The sequence below is a fragment of the Akkermansia muciniphila genome, assembly GCF_018709685.1.
Classification (GTDB): domain Bacteria; phylum Verrucomicrobiota; class Verrucomicrobiia; order Verrucomicrobiales; family Akkermansiaceae; genus Akkermansia; species Akkermansia muciniphila_E.
On the sequence record NZ_JABDHQ010000006.1, the window covers coordinates 139,533 to 159,411 of the forward strand.

General features: G+C 60.9%; 14 protein-coding genes. 3 read left to right on the plus strand and 11 right to left on the minus strand.

Annotation, left to right across the window (positions count from 1 at the left end):
- Window positions 1-3: 3 nt before the first annotated feature.
- Window positions 4-1,146 (minus strand): metabolite traffic protein EboE, encoded by a 1,143-nt coding sequence (eboE, locus tag HHJ06_RS05870; protein ID WP_215428420.1) that lies wholly within the window; start codon window positions 1,144-1,146, stop codon window positions 4-6.
- 218 nt (window positions 1,147-1,364) lie between these two features.
- Here eboE and HHJ06_RS05875 point away from each other — a divergent pair, with 218 nt between their 5' ends.
- Window positions 1,365-3,737: a glycoside hydrolase family 95 protein gene (locus HHJ06_RS05875; protein WP_215428421.1), complete on the plus strand. Its 2,373-nt coding sequence runs from the start codon at window positions 1,365-1,367 to the stop codon at window positions 3,735-3,737.
- Window positions 3,738-3,946: 209 nt separating this feature from the next.
- Here the strand turns inward: HHJ06_RS05875 and HHJ06_RS05880 are convergent, their stop codons facing one another.
- The 7 genes from HHJ06_RS05880 to pheA form a co-directional block, all read right to left on the minus strand.
- A complete protein-coding gene (locus tag HHJ06_RS05880) occupies window positions 3,947-5,392 on the minus strand; it encodes a Gfo/Idh/MocA family protein (protein ID WP_215428422.1) in 1,446 nt (481 codons plus the stop codon).
- 482 nt (window positions 5,393-5,874) lie between these two features.
- On the minus strand, window positions 5,875-6,483 hold the full coding sequence (locus tag HHJ06_RS05885; RefSeq protein WP_215428423.1) for a hypothetical protein: 609 nt from the start codon (window positions 6,481-6,483) through the stop codon (window positions 5,875-5,877).
- A gap of 112 nt (window positions 6,484-6,595) precedes the next feature.
- Window positions 6,596-7,885: a DEAD/DEAH box helicase gene (locus tag HHJ06_RS05890; RefSeq protein WP_215428424.1), complete on the minus strand. Its 1,290-nt coding sequence runs from the start codon at window positions 7,883-7,885 to the stop codon at window positions 6,596-6,598.
- A gap of 443 nt (window positions 7,886-8,328) precedes the next feature.
- Window positions 8,329-8,937 (minus strand): CDP-diacylglycerol--glycerol-3-phosphate 3-phosphatidyltransferase, encoded by a 609-nt coding sequence (pgsA, locus tag HHJ06_RS05895; RefSeq protein WP_215428425.1) that lies wholly within the window; start codon window positions 8,935-8,937, stop codon window positions 8,329-8,331.
- 131 nt (window positions 8,938-9,068) lie between these two features.
- Entirely contained in the window at window positions 9,069-11,450 is a 2,382-nt protein-coding gene (gene ligA, locus HHJ06_RS05900; protein WP_215428426.1) for an NAD-dependent DNA ligase LigA, read from the minus strand.
- 24 nt (window positions 11,451-11,474) lie between these two features.
- Window positions 11,475-13,091 (minus strand): alpha-L-fucosidase, encoded by a 1,617-nt coding sequence (locus HHJ06_RS05905; protein ID WP_215428427.1) that lies wholly within the window; start codon window positions 13,089-13,091, stop codon window positions 11,475-11,477.
- Window positions 13,092-13,133: 42 nt separating this feature from the next.
- Window positions 13,134-14,291 carry a prephenate dehydratase gene (pheA, locus tag HHJ06_RS05910; RefSeq protein WP_215428428.1) on the minus strand — a complete coding sequence of 386 codons (1,158 nt, stop codon included), beginning with the start codon at window positions 14,289-14,291 and terminating at the stop codon, window positions 13,134-13,136.
- Window positions 14,292-14,432: 141 nt separating this feature from the next.
- On the opposite strand from pheA, the gene HHJ06_RS05915 reads away from it, so the two are divergent.
- Both HHJ06_RS05915 and HHJ06_RS05920 read left to right on the plus strand, forming a co-directional pair.
- Entirely contained in the window at window positions 14,433-15,206 is a 774-nt protein-coding gene (locus HHJ06_RS05915) for a hypothetical protein (RefSeq protein WP_215428429.1), read from the plus strand.
- Between the two features lie 250 nt (window positions 15,207-15,456).
- Window positions 15,457-15,990, plus strand: a complete 534-nt coding sequence (locus tag HHJ06_RS05920; RefSeq protein WP_215428430.1) for a TlpA family protein disulfide reductase — start codon at window positions 15,457-15,459, stop codon at window positions 15,988-15,990.
- Window positions 15,991-16,035: 45 nt separating this feature from the next.
- Here HHJ06_RS05920 and HHJ06_RS05925 read toward each other — a convergent pair whose 3' ends face one another.
- Genes HHJ06_RS05925 through HHJ06_RS05935 form a run of 3 tightly spaced genes read right to left on the minus strand, consistent with a single transcriptional unit; the run spans window position 16,036 to window position 19,868 of the window.
- The gene (locus HHJ06_RS05925) at window positions 16,036-17,007 is read right to left on the minus strand and encodes an RluA family pseudouridine synthase (protein WP_215428431.1); all 972 of its coding nucleotides are present in this window, start codon (window positions 17,005-17,007) and stop codon (window positions 16,036-16,038) included.
- Window positions 17,008-17,023: 16 nt separating this feature from the next.
- Window positions 17,024-17,800, minus strand: coding sequence for a Nif3-like dinuclear metal center hexameric protein (locus HHJ06_RS05930; RefSeq protein WP_215428432.1), 777 nt, complete (start codon window positions 17,798-17,800; stop codon window positions 17,024-17,026).
- Between the two features lie 13 nt (window positions 17,801-17,813).
- On the minus strand, window positions 17,814-19,868 hold the full coding sequence (locus tag HHJ06_RS05935; protein ID WP_215428433.1) for a DUF4340 domain-containing protein: 2,055 nt from the start codon (window positions 19,866-19,868) through the stop codon (window positions 17,814-17,816).
- Window positions 19,869-19,879: the final 11 nt, after the last annotated feature.

Sequence of the window (19,879 nt, forward strand, 5' to 3'; positions counted from 1 at the left end):
TCTTTACAGGGTTTCAACGTAGTGCAGTTCACGGGCAATCTGGGAGGCCAGCGGAATTTTCAGGTGGTCCGGCAGCACGCTCCAGGTGTAGGTTTCCACCTCCAGGTGGGGATTCAGGTCCGGGCGGCTGCGGAGAAAGTCATGCGTCTTGATGATGAACTCCTCCGTGCCGTGCAGGGGCGGTTCCGGAGAAGCGTACAGGGGGATATGGTAGTGAATGCGCCACTGGGAATGGAGCGTTTCCTCCGCATAATCACGGCCATAGGCCAGGGCGTTCGGCAGGTCGGGAAAAAGCATGGTGCGGTCCCGGTTGCGGATGCTGGTCTGGTGGAAGTAAACGCCCTCGTCAAACTGGCGCAGGCGTTCCAGGTCTTCCTCCCCGCGTATGCGGCATTCCAGCGCATTGGAGTATTGAACCTTGCAGAGGGAGATGTTGTTCTCCTCCCAGGCGGAAAGGGTGGCTTCAGGCTCCTCCCGCAGAATGGCGAAGTGGCAGGTATCATACGTCAGCCCCAGGTGGCGTTCAATGAGTTCAGGGCGGCGCGAGTGGTTGCGCAGCCCGTTGAAGAAACGGATGGCCCCCTCCGTATCATGAAAATGGCCGAAGGGCTCCGGCTCCAGCCCCAGCTGCATCAGGCGGCCGGTCTGCCTGCTCAGCACGTCCAGAAATCCGCTCATGGCGTCCAGGCGGGAGAATATGCGCTCTTCATCCGCGTGGAACCAGCTATGGGAGGCGGGGAGCGTGCTGACGGTCAGCCTGTCCGCCCGTTCATCCCCGAGGCGGGCCAGAATGCGGAACAGGTTGCAGGTGTATTCAAAGCGTTCCGGCGTGGTCCAGTCCGGCTGGAAAACGCGCTCCTTCACGCGCTGGCCGTGAAAGTTCCCGTACGGGAAACCGTTCATGGTCTCCACGCGCGCGCCGTGTTCATCCAGCCATGCTTTCAGGCCGTCCACGGCATCCGGCGTTTCCAGCAGTTCCCCGGCTGCCCGGGCGGACAGGCGCAGACCGATGCCCAGGGGGCGGTCCTTCAGGGGGGAATTCAGTGCGGAAAGTTCCTTCCTGATGCGTGGAACGTGGGTATGGAGGGCTTCCCGGGTTTCCGCCCAGGATTCAGCGGGATGGATGTTGGTGCAGTAGGAAAGCATGGCGGGGCAGCATTTGCAGTGTGGGAGGAACGGCGTTCCGCTCCGGGGGAAAATGGCGGATGATGCATGCGCATAAGACGTTCCTCAAGCCTACATACGGTCCTCCCGAGAGAAAAAATTTCATGGAATTCCGCTTTTTGGCGTCATCTGGAGCAGGCGTCCGCCGCAGGAAAAATGGCTTTGAAGGGACTCCGCATATATGGTAGTACCTTTCCGTTATGCGTCCGTTCTTTTTTCTTCTTCTTGGTTTTCTGTTCCATGGAAGCGTTCTGAACGCGGCGGAGGAACCGGCCGCCTGGAAATCCTCCCGCTTCTGGTTCAGCGGCCCGGCGGAGTGGAAGGATAAGCGGCCCCAGAAGGGAACGGGGGACAATTCCTGGGCGAAGGACGCCACCCCGGTGGGCAACGGAAGGATAGGCGCGCTCATTTACGGCGGCGTGGAAAAGGACCGCCTGGAGCTGACGGAAATCAGCATGTGGTCCGGTGGATTTTGCAGTGCGGAAGCCAAGGACAAGGGGCCGGATTCCGTTAAATTCGGTTCTTACCAACCGTTCGGCACGCTGGAAATAACGTATCCCGCCGCAGAGGGCGTCAGGGATTACAGGAGGACGCTGGACGTGGCGGAGGCGCTTGCCTCCGTGTCCTATAATTCCGGGGGCGTCCGTTACCGGAGGGAATACTTTGCCAGCATCCCGCACCAGGTGATTTCCATGACGGTGCAGGGGGACAGGCCCCGTTCCGTGGAGGCCTCCTTCCGCCTGGCGACATTGCACCCCCAGGACCGGATCACGGCCACGGCCGGAGGGGGCAGGGGAATGATTCTGATGCAGGGTTCCCTGAAAAACGGACTGGCTTATGAGGCGCGCATCGCCATTCTTCCCAGGGGCGGGAGCGTCACGGCGGACGGCGGCTCCGTCACTGTGCGGCAGGCGGATTCCTGCCGCGTGCTGGTTTCCCTGGCTACGGATTACGTGCTGGACGCTTCCCGGAACTGGAAGGGGGAGCCTCCCCGCAAAAGGAATGAAACCGTTCTGGCCCGTGCGCTCAAGACCACCCCGGAGCAGATGAAGAGTGCCCATCAGGCCGCCTACGGCAGGCTTTACAACCGGGTTTCCCTGGACCTGGGAGAGACGGAAGACGCCACGGCGCAACTCCCCGTCAACGAGCGGCTGAAAAAGTACAGGCGGGCGGTGGATGCGGGAACGGCCCCGGGAGACCCCGATCTGGAAGAACTGGTGTTCAACTTCGGCCGCTATGTGATCATCTCCTCCTCCCAGCCGGGCAATTTGCCCGCCAACCTTCAGGGCCTGTGGAATTACAGCCTCATTCCGCCGTGGGATTCCGACTACCACAACAACATCAACATCCAGATGTGCTACTGGGGCGTTCTGCCCGCCGGCCTCACGGAGTGCTATGGTCCGCTGGTGGATTACATCCGGGAAATGGCCCCTGCCGCGCGCAAAATCACCCGGGAGACGGCAGAGTTCAAAACGGCTGCCGGAAAACCCGCCCCGGGCTGGACGTCCCGGACCGCCCAGAATATTTACGGCGGCCAGGGGTTCAAATGGAACAAGCCGGCTTCCGCCTGGTACGCCCTGCACCTGTGGGAGCGCTACCTGTTTACGCTGGACCGGGAATACCTGAAAACGACGGCCTATCCCATGATGAAGGAAATCTGCCGCTTCTGGGAAAGCCAGTTAAAAACCCTGCACGCGGGCGGAAGCAATTTCCGGACGGAGGACAGGAAGGTGACGCCGGACGTGGCCGCGCGCGATTTGAAGGACGTGAAGGAAGGAACGCTGGTGGCCCCCCTGGGCTGGTCTCCGGAGCACGGCCCCAGGGAGGACGGCTGCGCGCATGACCAGCAGATCGTGTGGGAACTGTTTAATGATACCGTACAGGCCGCGGAAATCCTGGGCGTGGACGCCGCCTGGAGGAAGGAACTGGCCGCCAAAAGGAATTTGCTGGCCGGGCCCCGGGTGGGGGAGGACGGCTTGCTGCTGGAATGGATGATAGCGCGCAAGCCGGGAGCTTCCTGGGACCCGCGCCACAGGCACACCTCACATTTGTTTGCCATTTATCCCGGCAGCCAGATCAGCCCGGAAAAAACGCCGGAATGGGCGGAGGCCGCCCGCAAATCCCTGCTGGCACGCGGAACCACGGGAGATTCACGGCGCTCCTGGACCTGGGCGTGGCGCGCCAGCCTGTGGGCGCGTTTTCTGGACGGAAACAAGGCGTATGAAATGCTTCAGGGCATGATGCGCCACAGCATGATGGACAGCCTGTTCACCACGCATCCGCCCATGCAGGTGGACGGAACCATGGGCATCGTGGCCGGATTTGTGGAGATGCTGCTCCAGTCCCACACGGGCCGTCTGCATCTTCTGCCCGCGCTGCCGGAAGCATGGAAAAACGGGAGCGTGCGCGGGCTGAAAGCCCGCGGCAACATCACCGTGGACATGGACTGGAAGGACGGCAGGGTGACTCAGTTCCGCCTTTCCTCCCCGGTGGCGCAATCCGTGCGGGTGGTCGTCAACGGCAGGGAAAAAACGTACGCGCTGACGTCGGGTACGCCTGTCAGGGGCAGTTGAGGAATTCCCCCTGAATTCGGGCCGGCCTCCATAACATCCGGCGTTCTTCCGCGCCGTTACAGTTGTTTTGCCCTCTCCGCAACCGTTATTCACGCCAATAAAAAACAGGCGCGCTTTGCAGCGGCCTGTTTTCTGAACGGGAAATCCTCTCCGGCCTGAAAACCCGCTGTAAGGGCGGGGGGGCCCAGGCCGGAGAGGGAAGGGGTTTTTTACTGGACGATGCCCAGAGGGGCGGTCGTTTTCCAGTCTCCGCGGGTGAAGTCCGGGAACACCTGCGGGATGCCGCCCTGGGCCACGGAGTATTCGGAAAGCTCGGAGACGGAGGACCAGAAGGCGCCTTCATAAACGTTCTGGTCCATCGGTTCCCCATTGCGGAGGCATTCAATGATGCGGAAGAGCATCACAAAGTCCATGCCGCCGTGGCCGCCCATCTTCAGGGCCAGCGGGCCTACCCGCTTCCAGAGCGGGTGATCGTACTTTTCATAAATGGGGGCAAGTTTTTCAGCGCCTTCAATCCATTCATGGTAATTGCCGTTGCCCAGCTTTTCACCGGCCACGCGTGTCGGGAAGCCGGCCAGCGTGCCCAGCGTGCCCTGAATGAGGTTCAGGCGGGAATACGGGCGCGGGCTGGTTTCATCCCATTCCACCAGGATGGTGCGGCCCATGGTGGTCTTGATGATGGAGGTGTTCATGTCGCCACAGGCGAAGTCCAGCTTGTTCCACTTGTGGTCTGCCGGGAAATTCTTCTTGGCGTACGCGGCGCGGCCCAAGGCCGGGCTGGAGAAGGAAACGAGCCTGCCGAAGCAGTCTTCCGTGCGGGCCAGGCTCATGTCCTGGGCGATGGGGCCGAGGCCGTGCGTGGGGTACACGTTGCCGTTGCGCTTGGCGTAGTGGTAGGTTCTCCAGGAGCCGGTGCCGCGGTCCACCTGCTTCATCTGGCCGCGCAGCTCGTGGATGTAGGCGGCTTCTCCGTACAGCAGGTCGCCGATGACGCCCTGGCGCACCATGTTCAGGTACATGAGTTCTTCACGCCCGTAGTTGACGTTTTCCATCATCATGCAGTGCTTTTGGGTTTCCTCGGAGGTGTTCACGATTTCCCAGAGTTCCTTGATGGAGACGGCCATAGGCACTTCCACAAAGGCGTGGGCGCCCATTTTCATCACGTCGCAGGTGACGCGGCAGTGCCATTCCCAGCTGGGGCACACGATGACGGCGTCCGGCTTGATTTCCTTCATCATGCGCTTGTAGTCTTCCGGGCCGTCCGTGAAAATGGGGGGGCGCTTGCCCGTCTTCTTTTCCACCAGCGCGGCATTGCGTTCCGCCCAGTCTTTATACACGTCACAGATGGCGACGACTTCCGCGCCCTCAATCACGGCCATCTGGCCCACGTGCATGGAACCGCGTTCACCCACGCCGACGAAGGCCACGCGAACCTTGTCCAGCTTGGGGGCCTTGAAGCCGCCCATGTAAATGGCGCCGGGCTTGCGCGGGGGCCACGTGGTCATGGGGCCGATGATGTTCGGGTCCGGAACGGTGATCTTCCGGGGAGCCAGAGGAGCCACTTCCTGGGCGTTGGCAAAGGGACCGGCAGCCAGGGCTCCGGTAGCGAGGCCCAGGGTCTGAAGGAAACGACGGCGTGATGATGAATTATCCATGGATGGTAAATGTAGGGAAGGATTTGAGTCCTTAGTTTGCCATAGATACCGGGGCTTGAGAATCTTTCTTTCACGGATGGTGTAAAAAATATATTCCCATGCGGGGAAGATATTTCCCATGCCGGAGGGGGAAAAAGGAGGAGCGTTTCAGGACGCGCGGGCACGAAAAAGGCCCCATTCCTGCCGCAGTGCGGGAAGGACGGGGCCTGTGGGTTGCATTCTCCGGTTGTGCCGATGTTGCATGCCGTTGCCTGGGATTGAAATGGGGTGAGCGTATAGCTGCACCGCGTTCCGAAGCATCGGCCCTGCATCGGAGGACATCCGGAGGGGGTTGCGTGGTGTCGCCGGCGGCGGTGTTGTTTCCGTTCCTGGCGACGGGGAAGATCATTCCGTTTCTTGCGGCTTCATATTCAGGGTACCTTGACGGGGTCCGCGTGCCGTAGAATCGGGATCATCTTCCCGGTCGTCCGTAGATGGTCCGGTTACTTTGCCACCTCAGCGGCGGGAAGTGCTGGCGCGGCAAGCCTGGCGTAGGCTTCATTCAGCGCCTTGCCCAGCCTGGGGCGGAAAACGGTGGTGGTAGGCAGTTGCGTGCCTTCCATGTCACAGGAACGGAGGATTTCCGGAATGGACGAGCCTAATGCATGCTTCATGATGTTCATGCAGTCTTCCAGGTCCACTCCGTACTTCTCCTCCATCAGGTTTTCTATACGGTCCGCCATCTGCTCCATCCTCTCAATCTGTTTTTTGGTCAGAATCGGCTGAATGGTCGCGTTCGGGTCGGGGACGTAGCTGGCCAGCATTTCAATGGCCCGTTTCAGGTCTTCCGGCAGATCAGTTGTATTGCCGCTGTTGAGAACCTGAGCCAGAACCTGGTAGCTGCTGGTGGCGTTTTCGTCATAATCATGAATGCCTGAGGCCAGCGCCACGCCTGCGATGCTCTGCACGTAACGGGCTACTTCCGGGGAATAGTTGCCTTCCACGAAGGTGGAGGGAACGTCATCCGCGTAAGCCTGCATGGCGGCCTGGCAGGCGAGGGAACCGATGGTACCCACGCACAGTGTCTTGATGATGGACGAGACGATTTTCATGATTGAAACTCCTGTTGAAGCTTCCCGACTGGAACGGTCCGGTGAACCGTTTGTAGCAAGTGAGACTCCGCAGCCCCCGATTTTGTTCAAAAGATTTTTTGAATGATTAAAATCAGGCGCCCATGCGGCTTCCGTGTCTTCCGGCGGTATTCCGCCTTCCGTAACCTTTCCGCGGCCCCCTGCGGGATGCGGAGCGGTTTTCCTGCATGGAGTTTTTTCTTTCCCTGTGCGTGCCGGGAACCGCCTGCAATTCAGACGGTACGGCGGCGCTGGACGCGTGTACGGGAAGGAGGCGTCCCAGCAGCTTGTGCACGTCCCTGGCTTTCCTGATTTCATCCGGGGAGCAGAGGGCGATGGCTTGCCCGGCGGCTCCGGCGCGTGCCGTACGGCCGATGCGGTGCACATAGACTTCCGGTTCTTCCGGCAGGTCGTAGTTGATGACGAGCTGCACGTCCTTCACGTCAATGCCGCGGGCGGCGATGTCCGTGGCGACGAGAATGGGCGTTTCCCCGGAACGGAATTCCCGCAGCATGCGTTCGCGCGTGCCCTGGCTTTTGTCGCCGTGGATGGCGGAGGCCGGGTGGTCCTTTCCGGTCAGGAAGGAGGCCAGGCGGTTTGCGCCGTGCTTGGTCCGGGTGAAGATGAGCGTGCGTCCCGGCTGTTCCTGCTGTTCCAGCAGGTCCAGGGTAAGGGGCCTTTTCTCCGCCTGGGAGCCAACCATGCAGAGGGACTGTTCCACCCTGTCCGCCGTGGCGGCCGGGGGGGTGACCATGACCGTTTCCGGTTCCTGAAGCAGGGACTGGGCCAGTTGCAGAATGTTGTCCGGCATCGTGGCGGAGAACATCTGGGTATGGCGTTTCTTCGGGATTTTGGCGACGATTTTTTTCAGGGCCGGAGCGAATCCCATGTCCAGCATGTGGTCCGCTTCGTCCAGAATCAGGGTTTCCACACCGCCCAGGCTGACGGTCTGGCGTTCCAGATGGTCAATCAGCCTGCCGGGCGTGGCTACCAGAATATCCAGGCCGCCGGCCAGCTTCTTGAACTGGGGGCCGTACCCCACGCCGCCGAAGATGACGGCGGTGGACAGGTTCAGCCCTTTGGCGTAGGCGCAGATGTTGTCATGAATCTGCGCGGCCAGTTCCCGGGTGGGGCTCAGGATGAGCGCCCTGACCTGGCGGGCAAGCGGCTTTCTGGGTTGTTCTGAAAATTGTTGAATGAGGGGCAGGGCGAACGCGGCCGTTTTGCCGGTTCCGGTCTGCGCCAGTCCCATCAGGTCCTTGTTCTGCAGCAGCAGGGGGATGCAGGCTGCCTGGATGGGGGTGGGGGTCTTGTACTCCAGTTTCTCCAATTGGCGGAGAATGGGAGCCGACAAGCCAAGCTCCCTGAATGTGGTGGATACCATGTCTATTGATGTGTCTGTGAATGCGCCTCGGCTGCAATGAACTGACGGAATCACGACAATCGCGGAACAAAAAGAAGTCCGCAGGAGCGATACTGAAAGGATCAATACGGAGACGCCCGTATTCCGCCAACCGCAAATGACTATCAAAATCAACAACCAAGCACCATTCGGCGGGAACAGGGCCATAAAAACACGGCGAAGACCAGACGTCAAGAGAAATAAAAACGTCCCGCACGTCATGAATCCTTTTCCGGCAGTTCCGGAGGACGCGGAAGGGAGGTTGAAAGATGGAACCCGGCTGATGGAAATCAGGAAGAAGTGGCCGGGAGGGCAGGACGCGCCGCAAGAGCTTGCTGTAACTGAATATTAGCTTGAGCGTCAGCAGATTTCTTTTAAAAGCCCGTGCCTTGTGCGGAGCGCCGGGCCAGCCGGAGGGATGTATTTCAGCGCTGGAGGAATTTGCGCGCTCCCACGCAATAAACGGCTCCGGAATAAACGGTCAGGATGATGGAACCCCACAGCGTGAGCTGGTACAGGAAATTGGAAGCTCCGGACCCGTACCACAGGCAGAGCGCCGCAAGCTGGTCCAGGAAGGAGGGCAGGTATTCCGGCGTGTGCATCCAGGTCAGGGCCAGCAGGGAGGCGATGCAGAAAGCCAGCTGGAAGGCGGTTTTCCATTTCCCGGACGTGCCCGCGGGGATGATGACGCCGTGGTCCTGCGCGATCTGGCGCAGGCCCGTGACCAGGAATTCCCGGCTGATGATGAGGATGGTGACCCAGACCGGGCACAGCCCTACGCCCGTCAGGTAAATGAACGCGGCGGAAACGGCAATCTTGTCCGCCAGGGGGTCAATCAGCTTGCCGAAGGTGGTGACCTGGTTCAGGCGGCGGGCCAGGTACCCGTCCAGCCAGTCCGTGCAGGCCGCCAGGATGAAGGTGACCAGCGCGGCCAGGTACCCCCAGGAATGCTGGTCCGCTATGCTGACCGCTGCCGTGAAGACGACTACCAGGGCAATCCGTGTCAGGGTAATGGCGTTAGGCAGGTTCAGCATACGCGGTTATTAGGGGGGAGATGACGCCCCGTAGCAAGCTTTTTTGCAGGATTCCGGAATTAAATTCCCGGCAGGCGGCGCACGGAAAAAAGCAGGCGGGACAGGGGACGGGAAAGGGTGGAGGATGTTCTTTAATCTGCGATCAGCTTGTTGAAATCTTCCTCGGAAATGACGGGCACGCCCAGCTTGACGGCCTTGTCCCGTTTGGAGCCACCGCCGCTGCCTGCCAGAAGGTAGGAGGTGGATTTGGAAATGGCTCCGGTGGCCTTCCCCCCGTGCGCGGCAATGAGGTCTTCAAAGTAGTCCCGCGGATGGCTCAGCGTTCCGGTGATGACGAAGGTCTTGCCGGACAGGGCTCCCGCCGGAGCTTCCAGAAGGTTGGCCCGGTAGGACTGGGACTGGGGATTGATGCCCAGCCCGCGCAGGACTTCCAGCGTATGGTTCCCCGCCGCGGAGGTGAAAAAGCTCTGGAGGGATTTGGCCGCGGCCACGCCTGTTTCCGAGCCGTAGCTGAGCTTGCCCGTGTTTTTGCGCAGGTAGCCCGTTTCCAGATAGGGAGCGGTCACGCGGTCGATTTCCTCCGTCAGCTCCCGGTAGCGTTCCTGCGCCGCTTCCGCGGAAAGAGCGCCTTCCTTCACCGCCTTTCTGTTTTCCCGGGTGTTGGGGTTGGCCTTGGCGGCCTGTTCCATCAGTTCATCCAGGCGTATGATGTCCCGCAGGTACGCGGAATGCGCCACATGCTCCAGGTCCGGATGCGTATCCGCCAGAGTCTTGGCCACCACTTCCCCGACCAGCGGAATGCCGAAGGCCACGAGCCAGCGTTCCAGGGGAAGCTCCCGGGCGTATTGCAGGGCGTCCAGCGCTTTCTGGGCATTCTTTTCCCCATAACGGCGCGGTTCCTCCGGCGTGCCCAGGTTCAGGTTGGCAAGCTGGTCCAGTTTCAGGAAGAAAAGGTCCAGAGGGGAAGAGGCCAGCCCGGAATTTCTCAACGCTTCCGCCACGGAAGAGCCGATGCTTTCCACGTCAAGGGCGGCGCGGGAGCAGAAATGGGTGATGCCTGATACGGCCTGGGCGGGGCATGTGAAGTTGGTACACCGCCAGGCCACTTTCCCCTCCTCCTTCATAATGGGATTGCCGCAGGCGGGGCAGAGGCCTCCGGTGGCTTCCAGGATGCTGTAGGGCCTGGCGTCCGCCGGGCGTTTGGAAAGGATCACTTTCAGCACGGCGGGGATGATTTCTCCTGCCTTTTCCACCAGCACGGTGTCACCGATGCGGACGTCCTTCCGGTCGATTTCATCCTGATTGTGTAGGGTGGCCCGGGATACGGTGGAGCCGGAAAGCAGCACGGGCTTGAGTTCCGCCACGGGCGTCAGGGTGCCGGTGCGGCCCACCTGCACAGTGATGTCCAGCAGGGGAGTTTCCTTCTGTTCCGGGGGGAATTTGTATGCGGCGGACCAGCGGGGCGCGCGCGCCGTGGCGCCCAGAACTTCCCGCGTGGCCATGGAGCTGATTTTAATGACGGCGCCGTCCGTGCCGTAGGGGAGCGTGTGGCGGAGCTGGTCAATATCCCGCACCGCCTGGCGGGTGGCTTCCAGGGTATCCGTATAATACACCGGTTCATTGGCGGGAATGCCGCAGCGGTGCAGCATGTCCCAGAAATCCTTGACGTTCTTCAGTTCCGGGCCTTCATACGTGCCCAGACCGTGGGCCAGGAAGGCCAGGGGCCGGGCGGCCACCTGCCGGGAGTCCAGCTGCTTGAGGGTTCCGGCGGTGGCGTTGCGCGGATTGGCGAAGGCGGGGAGCCCTTCCGCGTCCCGCTCGTCATTCAGTTTGGCAAAAGCCTCATTGGGCATGAAAACTTCTCCGCGCACCTCCAGCACGGGAGGGGCTCCCGCAGGCAGGGTGAGCGGAATACTGCGGATGGTGCGGATATTGGCCGTCACGTCATCCCCCACGTCTCCGTCCCCGCGCGTGGCCGCATAAGCCAGCCGGCCGCCGCGGTACATGATGGTCACCGCCACCCCGTCAATCTTGGGTTCCACGGAGACGGGCACATGCTCCGTTTTCAGCGTCTTGACCAGCTTGTTGTAAAACTCCACCAGCTCCTCATCCGGAACGGGAGCGTCCCTCTGCTCAAAAATGTCGTCAATGGACAGCATGGGGACCGTGTGCCTGATCTGGTTGAATCCCTGGAGGGGCGCGCCCCCTACGCGGCGCGTGGGTGAATCCGGGTCAGCCAGTTCAGGATGGGCCTGTTCCAGCTTTTCAAGCTCCAGGAACAGGGCGTCATACTCCGCATCGGAAATCTCCGGTTCCGCCTGTTCATAATACAGCCGGTTATGGCGGCGCAGCTCGGAACGCAGGTGGTCCGCGCGGCGGCGCACGGCTTCCTCCGCCTGGTCCGGCCGGGCGGGGACGGCGTTTTCCTGCGGCGTTCCGGCGCCGGCCGCGTCATTCCCCGCCTGCTGCGGCGCCTGTTTGCCGGACGCCAGGGAAAAAAGGTCTTCCTCCATAAGGAAAGTGAGTGGAAAAAAGGGCTATTTGCTCAGTTTAATGACGGAACAAGGCGTTTTGGAATGTTCGTGCGCCTTGAACAGAACCGTGCCGTTGACGACGGGAAGGGCTGTGTTGTCCCCCAGAAGAACGGCCCTGGAATATCCTGTGGGCAGGGTGATGGCCGTGCCCTCGTCCTCTTCGTACCCGGTGGAATCCAGGGGCTTCATGCGGGCGTACTCCGCGCCTTCCGTCAGTTCCTTCATGGTCCCTTCACTGGGCGGCTGGGCCGGGCCCTTGTCCGGCGGCGGAGTCAGGAACACGAAGATGTCCCCGTTCCGGTTGATGGAGGCGGGCTGGTCCAGTTCCGTGAAGGCCCGCGTGCCGTACACGGCCTCTCCGTTAATCTTGAGCCACTGGCCCACCCCGCGCATGGTGGCGGCCACTTTTTCCGGAATGGTTCCGTCCGCCATCGGGTTCACGTTCAGCAGGAGGTTGCCGCCCTTGGTGACGCATTCCACCAGTTTTTCAATGACGGTTTCCGGAGACTTGACGTTGGTGTCATACCGGTTGTAGCCCCACTTGTCGCTCACCGTCATGCAGGATTCCCAGTCCACGCCGGGATAGCCGCGGCGGGGGATGAAGCGTTCCGGGGTGATGTAATCCCCGCAGCGCAGGTCCAGTGTGCCGGCCTGGTCCTTGTTCAGTCCGGAATACGCGTACAGGCGGTTGTTCATGATGACGCCGGGATTGATGGAGCGCACCATGTCCATCAGTTCCGGGGCTTTCCAGCCTTTGGCGCCCTCCATGGCTCCCTGGGAGTAATCCCACCACATGATGTCAATGGGCGCGTAACGGGTCATGAGCTCCCTGACCTGCGCGTGCAGGTACTTCTGGTAGGCGGCGTGGTCCCGCGGGATGTTCTTCTTTTTAAGCATCTCTGCCTGCCCGGCGGGGTAGCAGAGGTCCGGGCAGATGGTGTTGTCATAGGACGGGTGGTGCCAGTCAATGACGGAGTGGTAAAGGCCCGTCTTCAAGCCGCGTTTGCGGCAGGAATCCACATACTCCCGGATGATGTCCCGGTTGATGGCGCTTTTGGCGTCGTAATCCGTCTGGGCGCTGTCAAACAGGCCGAACCCTTCATGGTGCTTGCTGGTCAGCACCACGTACCGGCACCCTGCGTCCTGCGCTAGCTGGGCCCATTCTTCCGTCAGGCCCTCCCTGGGCTTGAACAGGGGGAGGGCTTCCGCGGCGTAGGAATCCGTATCCGCCTCCACGTTCTTCTGAATCCATTCGGACCCGCCGGGCTTGCCTTTCCATTCCCCCGCCAGCCCGGAGTACAGGCCGTAATGGATGAACATGCCGAATTTGGCGTCCCGCCACCACTCCATGCGCCGGTTGCGTTCTTCCGCCGTTTCCTTCACGGCGGCGTGGTTGGCGTCCGCGGGCAGGGGGAGGACGGGGACGGGCGCGGAAAATACCGCGGGAACCGGGGCGGCCGCATCGGGCGCCGTATTTCCGCTGCGCAGCCGGGCTGCGAATGCTTCATCCAGGGCCAGGGCGGGCCGGCCGTCCTCAGTAACGATTTTAGTGGCGCCCAGCTGGGAGAAAGCGGGAAGCCCCAGGGCTGCGGCCAGGGCGGCAATCGTGGCGATATTCATGATCTTTCGGAATGGTGTGGGGGTAAGGAAAGGCCGGACCGGTCAAACGATGTCCGTATCCGCGTAACTGCCCAGGATTTTCAGCATGGAGCAGTGCTGTTCCAGCTCCGGAAGGGTCTCCCGGAGGGGGGATTCCTGGATGTGGCCCACGGCGTCTATGTAAAACACGTACTCCCAGTTGATGGACTTGGAGGGGCGGGATTCAATGCGGATGAGGTTGTTGTTATGCCTCTGGAAGCAGTTGATGACTTCCGCCAGGGTGCCGGGCTTGTGCTGGATGCGGATGAGCAGGGACGTGCGGTCCCTGCCGCTGGGCTGCGTGTCCTGGCGGCCAATGACGACAAAGCGGGTGGTGTTGCCGGGCTGGTCCTGGATGTCCTCTTCCAGAATGTTCAGGCCGAACAGTTCCGCGGCCAGGGGGCAGCCCAGGGAGGCGCCGCCCATGGACGCGTTCTCCTTAGCAAGAATGCTGGCCTTGGTGGTGGAAGACGTTTCCACGACTTCCGCGTTCGGGAAGTGCCGCAGAATCCAGTTCCGCGTCTGGCCGAGGGCCTGCGGATGGGAATACAGGATGCGGATGTGCTCCCGCGGAACGTCCGCCATCAGGGCATAACGGATGTTCAGGTTGATCTGGGCGCAGATTTTCAGGGAGGAAGTGGCGAAGAGGTCCATGACGGGGGAGACGGCCCCTTCCGAGGAATTTTCCACGGGCACCACGCCGTATTGCGCCTTTCCCAGGTCAACCATGTCAAATACGTCCTTGAAGCTTTGGCAGGCGATCAGCTTGCAGCTTTTTCCGAACTGCTTGAGCGCGGCCTGATGGCTCCAGGTTCCTTTGGGGCCCAGGTAGGCGATGGTAAGGCCGCCTTCCAGGAAAAAGGAGCAGGAAATGATTTCACGGTAAATGGCCTGGAGGGAAGCCTCCGGAAGCACGCCCGCGTTCAGGCTGTTCAGCTTGTTGAGCAGGGCCGTTTCCCGTTCCGGAACGAAGATGGGGGAATCATGTTCCTTTTTAATGCGCCCAACTTCATGCACCCAGCGGGCGCGGTGTTTCAGCAGCTCCACGATCTGGGCGTCCACCTCGTCAATGGCCTGGCGCGCCTTCGCCAGGGCGGTGGTCTGTTCATCCGGATTTCCGCTTTTCTGCTGCCGGGGGGGAATGTCCGGAGAGGTTTCCTCTCCGTGGTTGGTGTTCTCCATGTCTCTGTGAAAGCTGAATGTTTAAGGCCGCGTCAGGGTAGCGGTTCCGGGGGGGCAAATCAAGATTAAAGGGGCGTTGCCGCCATGGCGGATTCTTCTTGCATGCACGGAAGATGCAAGGTAAGTTCATTCCTCCTCAACATGATGAAAAAACCGTTGTTACTGACTGCCGTGGCGTGCTGTGCGTGCGCCGTTTCCCATGTGGCCCGTGCCCAGAAGGCGGAGCCCGTGAACGTTTATGTTTCCGGTGTCTCCCTGTCCTTTCCTGATCCTGACGGTGTGGATGACATGTTCACTAAAAATAATAAAGCCGTGGAGGTGGGGCTGGGCTTCGTTGCCCCCAAGGGCTGTAAATTCGTTAAGGGCGGTGAGGACTCACAGCTTGAAGTTACGGATGGCCGCGGCGTCAGGACAAAAGCCAAATTCGACAATTTCTTTACCCGCATTGGTGATTCCGGAGCATTTGCCAAGCATTCCCTGGGGCTGGAACAGAGGCCCGTGTTTCCCCTGAAGCTGGCCGGAGTGGTTAAAATGAAGGTTTCCGAGGGAACCACGACTTTGCCCGGCCAGGAATTTGACGCGCGGAAGGGCGCCAAATTCAAGGTGGAAGGCATGGAGATTACCGTAAAGGCAGCCAAGGACCACGGCAAGGCTTCCGGTGAAGTGGAGCTGGAATTCAAAGATACGCTCAATGTGGAGGAAATAACGCTGACTGACGCGAAGGGCGGCAAGCTGGATGTCATGGACGTCTCCAAAAGTTCGTTCAGCTTCGGTTCCGTTCCATCCTGCACTTATACGTACCAGGTAAAGAACATGCCCGCTAAAATGAAAGCCGTGGTGGCGGTGAACAAGGGCGTCAAAACCATGGATATTCCCGTAAAGGTGACCGTGGACCTGAATGCTCCCGCCAGGTAGACGGGGGGATCAAGGGACCATCGTTCCGACCGCTGCTGAATTGTTTACAGGGCCGGGAAGCCGTCCAGTCGTCTGACGGTTTCCCGGCTCTCAATAGGTGAAAACGGATGGAAAACTTCCGTTCCTCCATTCAGCTTTTTTCCCGGCGCCTTGAAAGCCGCTCTTCCTCCCCAGTCTTCCCCTTTCCGGAATGCACCCCGTCAAACAATCCTGCTTGACTGGTATTCCATTCATTGATAATGATGATGATATGAAAAAATCTATCAAACTGTGCTCTGTCATGTTCACGCTTGCCGGATGCAGTGCCGGCGGAATTTTCTCCGCCTGTGCGGATGTTCCCGCCTCCCAGGGGGCGGAGGCGGCTGTTTCTCCTGTGGGAAAGGCGCTGGAAAAAGCTGATTTTTTAACCAAGGACAGGCCGAACCCGAAGGCCAAATATTACCTTTTCCTTTATTCCGCCAGCTGGTGCGGCCCCTGCTGCCGGGAAATGCCCCATGTGGTGCGGACTTACCGCAAGGTGCGCCAGACGGATGATGTGGAACTGGTGCTGTTTTCCTGTGACAAGACGGAGGAGGCCGCCAAGGCATGGGCCAAGGAGGAGCGGATGAAGTTCCCCATCGTCAAGCCGAAGAAGGGCAACGGCATTCCCGGCTACAAGCCGGGAGGCGCCATTCCGCGGCTGGGCATTGTGGACAGTACGGGCAAGGTCATCATTACGGGGCATCCGGCCACGCTGCTGAAAGACTGGCGCAAGTATTGCAAGCCGGAGGCTGGGAAAAAATAGGGGCGCCGGGGAGGAGCTTCTTCCTGGCCCTGGAACAGGAACGCTTCAGCTTTGTTCTCCCTCTTTCTCCATGGGGCGGGGCTCCGGAATGGCTCCGTAGAGCCCGTTGGGGAAGAGCTGGAGCCACGGCGTATATTCCGGTGGAACGGGGGCTTCAAACTCCATGCGCCTTCCCGTGCGCGGGTGGTCGAAGCCCAGGCGCCACGCGTGGAGCATGAGCCTGCCGGGTTTTGCCTTCTGCCGGGCGGGTTTGGCGTAAATGGGGTCCCCGATGAGTGGATGGCCCAGGTGCAGCATGTGCACGCGTATCTGGTGCGTTCTGCCCGTATGCAGTGTGCACAGGACCAGGGAGGAATCCGTAGCGGGGTCTGCGCACAGCAGGTCGTAATCCGTAATGGCGGCTTTCCCGGAACCCGGATTGACCACCGCCATTTTCAGGCGGTTGACGGGGTGGCGGCCGATGTGGGTGAAAACCGTGCCGGAACTCTGGGAGGGAATGCCCTGGACGACGGCCAGGTACCGTTTTTCCGTGCTGCGGGCCGCAAACTGCGTCGTCAGGGACTGGTGGGCGCCGTCATTCTTGGCGATGACCAGGCAGCCGGACGTGTCCTTGTCCAGGCGGTGGACGATGCCGGGGCGTTCCACGCCGCCGATGCCGGAAAGATCCCCGCAATGATGGAGCAGGGCGTTCACAATGGTGCCGTCCGGGTTGCCGGCTGCGGGATGAACGACCATGCCGCTTTCCTTGTTGATGACCACCACGTCTTCATCTTCATAAAGGATGTCCAGCGGGATGTCCTGTGGCCGGGCTTCTGCCGGTTCCGGCTCCGGAATGCTGACGGTGATGGAATCCCCGCGGGCAACGGGGCTTTTGGGCTTGGCCGGGGAGCCGTTGACCAGCACGTCCCCGCTTTTGATCAGGCTCTGTATTCTGGAACGGGAAAGTTCCGGAAGGTGGGCGGCAAGGTATTGGTCCAGGCGGATTTTTCCGTCGGCGTCGTCCGTGGTCAGATTCATGCTCCGTAGCGTTTGGTCAATGGCTGTAGGCGGAGGGCGGCAGATCAATGAACGTGCAGTCCAGCCCGTAAACGTCCGTGAGAAGAAGCCCCAGGGCCTTCACGCCGAACGTCTCCGTGAAGTAGTGGCCGCCGAAGACCAGGTTGATGCCCAACTCCCGGGCCATGGGGATGTTCCAGTGGGAGCCTTCCCCGGTAACGTAGGTCCGGCAGCCGAGGGCCGCGGCCTGGGCCAGGTCATCCCCGGCCCCTCCGGAACAGATGAAAACGTCTCCGGCCGGGGCATCCGGGGGAGCCGCCCAGAAAGCCTGCACGGGAGCGCCCAGGACGGCTTCCAGCCGCTGCGCCAGTTCCCTGCACGTACCGGGGAATTCCCCGTGCGTGCCTAGGGAAACGCCGTGGTAGTCCAGCCCTTCATTGGAGCATGGACGGATTCCGCAGGCCTTGGCCAGCAGGGCGTTGTTGCCGTACACGGGGTGGACGTCCAGCGGAAGATGGGCGGCGTAAATCGCCAGGTTCCCGTTCATGGCGGCTTTCAGCTTCCGGTACGCGATGCCGGTAACGGGCTGCATGGACTGCCAGAAAATGCCGTGGTGCAGGAGGAGCAGGTCCGCCCCCATGTCCAGCGCCGCATGAATGGCCTGTTCCGAGCCGTCCACGGCGGCGGCCACTCTGGAAACAGTGCCGCTGTTTTCCAGTTGAAGGCCGTTCAGGGCGCGGGGGGCGTCCGGAATGGAATCCACGGAAAGGATTCCGTCCAGAAAAGAGGTCACGGTGTGCAGCTCAATACTCATGCGGGAGGAATGGTTAATTGTCTTCCGAGAGGCTGGCGCCCAGCAGGCGCACGGCGTCCATATTCAGGATAAAGTAATTCGGGGAGGTATTCACCCTGCCGTAATAAAACCTGCTGTATCCGGCCTCTCCCGCCGGGGCTATTTCCAGCGTGACGACTTTTTCCTCCATTTCCGGTTCTGCGGCGAAAGTGACCTCGCCGGAGCCGTCATGGGCCTGGACGGGAGCCGCCTCCTTGTAAACCTGGAGGAGCAGTTTCAGGCGGAAAACGGGATTCTTCAGGGCCTCGTGCGCTCTGGCGTCGGTATAGGGCAGCCAGGTGCTCACTTCCATCTTTTCCAGTTCGTCCAGGTAGCGGTTGGCCCGGTTCGGGTTGATGTTCAAGGTTTCATCCTTCCCGTCCTTGGAAGCCGTCCAGGAATCGTCCAGACGGTCGAATTTCAGGACGAGCGGGCCGCCGGAACCGATGCGTTCCAGGTGCATTTCCTTAAGGTCAAACCTGCTGAAAGAGAACAGTTTTTTCTTCTTCCAGGCCAGGGCGTCCGTCAGCAGGTCCTTCATGTACGCGTTATCCAGCATGGCGACGGTGGGCTTTCCGGCCTGGCGGCCATACCAGGAACCGTCCGTCCCCTTGGAGAAGAATACCGTCACGGGAGCGCGGGGCTCTTCACCGGGCTTGGGCAGCAGGGACATGGTGAGCGTCATCCTGGGATTGTCCAGTCCGTACACGGAAAGGTCCGTGGCCTTGTCTGACGCGAATCCCGCCACCTTCCCCAGTTTCACGGTTTTCAGGAGGGAGACGAGGTGCTCCGGATTGGCCTCCTGGTAGCTGGAGCCTTCCGCCGTGTACAGCCAGGTGGGCTTGATGCCCTTCTTCTCATCTCCCTGAATGAAACGGGCGATGGTGGGGTAATCCTGAAAACTCTTGCGGATGGAAAGCCCGGTGATTTTGTAATCCCCGATGTCCGTGAGCTGCTTGGAGCGCAGAAGGCCCAGGTCCAGCGGAATGTTGCGCACGCCGGGCACTTCCTTGTTGGCCTCTGTGGTTTGCGCCAGTTCAAACACGGCCTTGCGGTCGGAAACGGTGGCCTTCACCAGTTCGGACATGCTCCCGTTGTCGGAAGGGGGGTAAATGCGGAGCGTGACGGGATTTTCCTCCTTTTCCAGTGACTTGCCGTCTTCCGTGCGGCGCCCGGTGAAATTCCTGATGGAGACGGAGGTGATCTGGTCATCCGTCATGTCCGGCACGCTGGTTTCCTCCGGATTATACACGCGTACGGCGGTCAGCTTCTGGAGGGTTCCCAGCAGCACATCCATCATGGCCGGGTCCGTATCCAGGGAAAGGGGGTAGGTGATTTTCCAGGGGCCTCCGGGAACCTTCCGTTCCAGGGCGATGCGCTGGCCGTGGTTGTTGATTTCAATGGAGGCGGGCAGGGCCGGGTGCAGGAGCAGGGGGCGGTGGTCCCGGAGCTGGCGGATGCCGGACTTGAAGAGGGGCAGGATGTTGCCGGTGCCCACCAGGATGCGGGTATCCCGCCCGTAAAAATCCGTCTGCATGTACGTGGTGTCATCCGTGGTCTTGTTCTCCGGATCATCCACCAGCCAGGGCGCGAGGGAACCCAGCGTGTAGCGGGCCACGGTGGAGGAGCGCTTGCCGTCGTCGCTCATCTCCTTCAGGGTGATGGTGACGGGCGTGGTCTTTACGCCGAACTCCTTCAGGGAGGCGGAATCAATCTTGTGCAGGGGCAGCGCGTCCACGATGCTGGTGGAATACGTATACTGGAGGATGGCCGCTGCGGCGCGGGGGTCCATGCGGTCGTCCCACGGCTTTTCACACCACCAGACGCCGTTGGGCCTGCGGCGGAACTCCGCTACGTCCCCCACGCAGTTGATGCGCATCCAGGAAACCTCGTTCATTTCCTCCCGGGTGTAGGGGAAAAGCCGTTCCCCGGAACTGAAGGCGGTGCGCCCGATGATGCGGGACAGGTTGCCGTCAACGGTCAGGAGCACCGCCGCGCCGATGGCGGCGAGGGTGACGAGGATAAGAAGGATGAAGCGGAATGTGCGCATGTGCTTCCGGT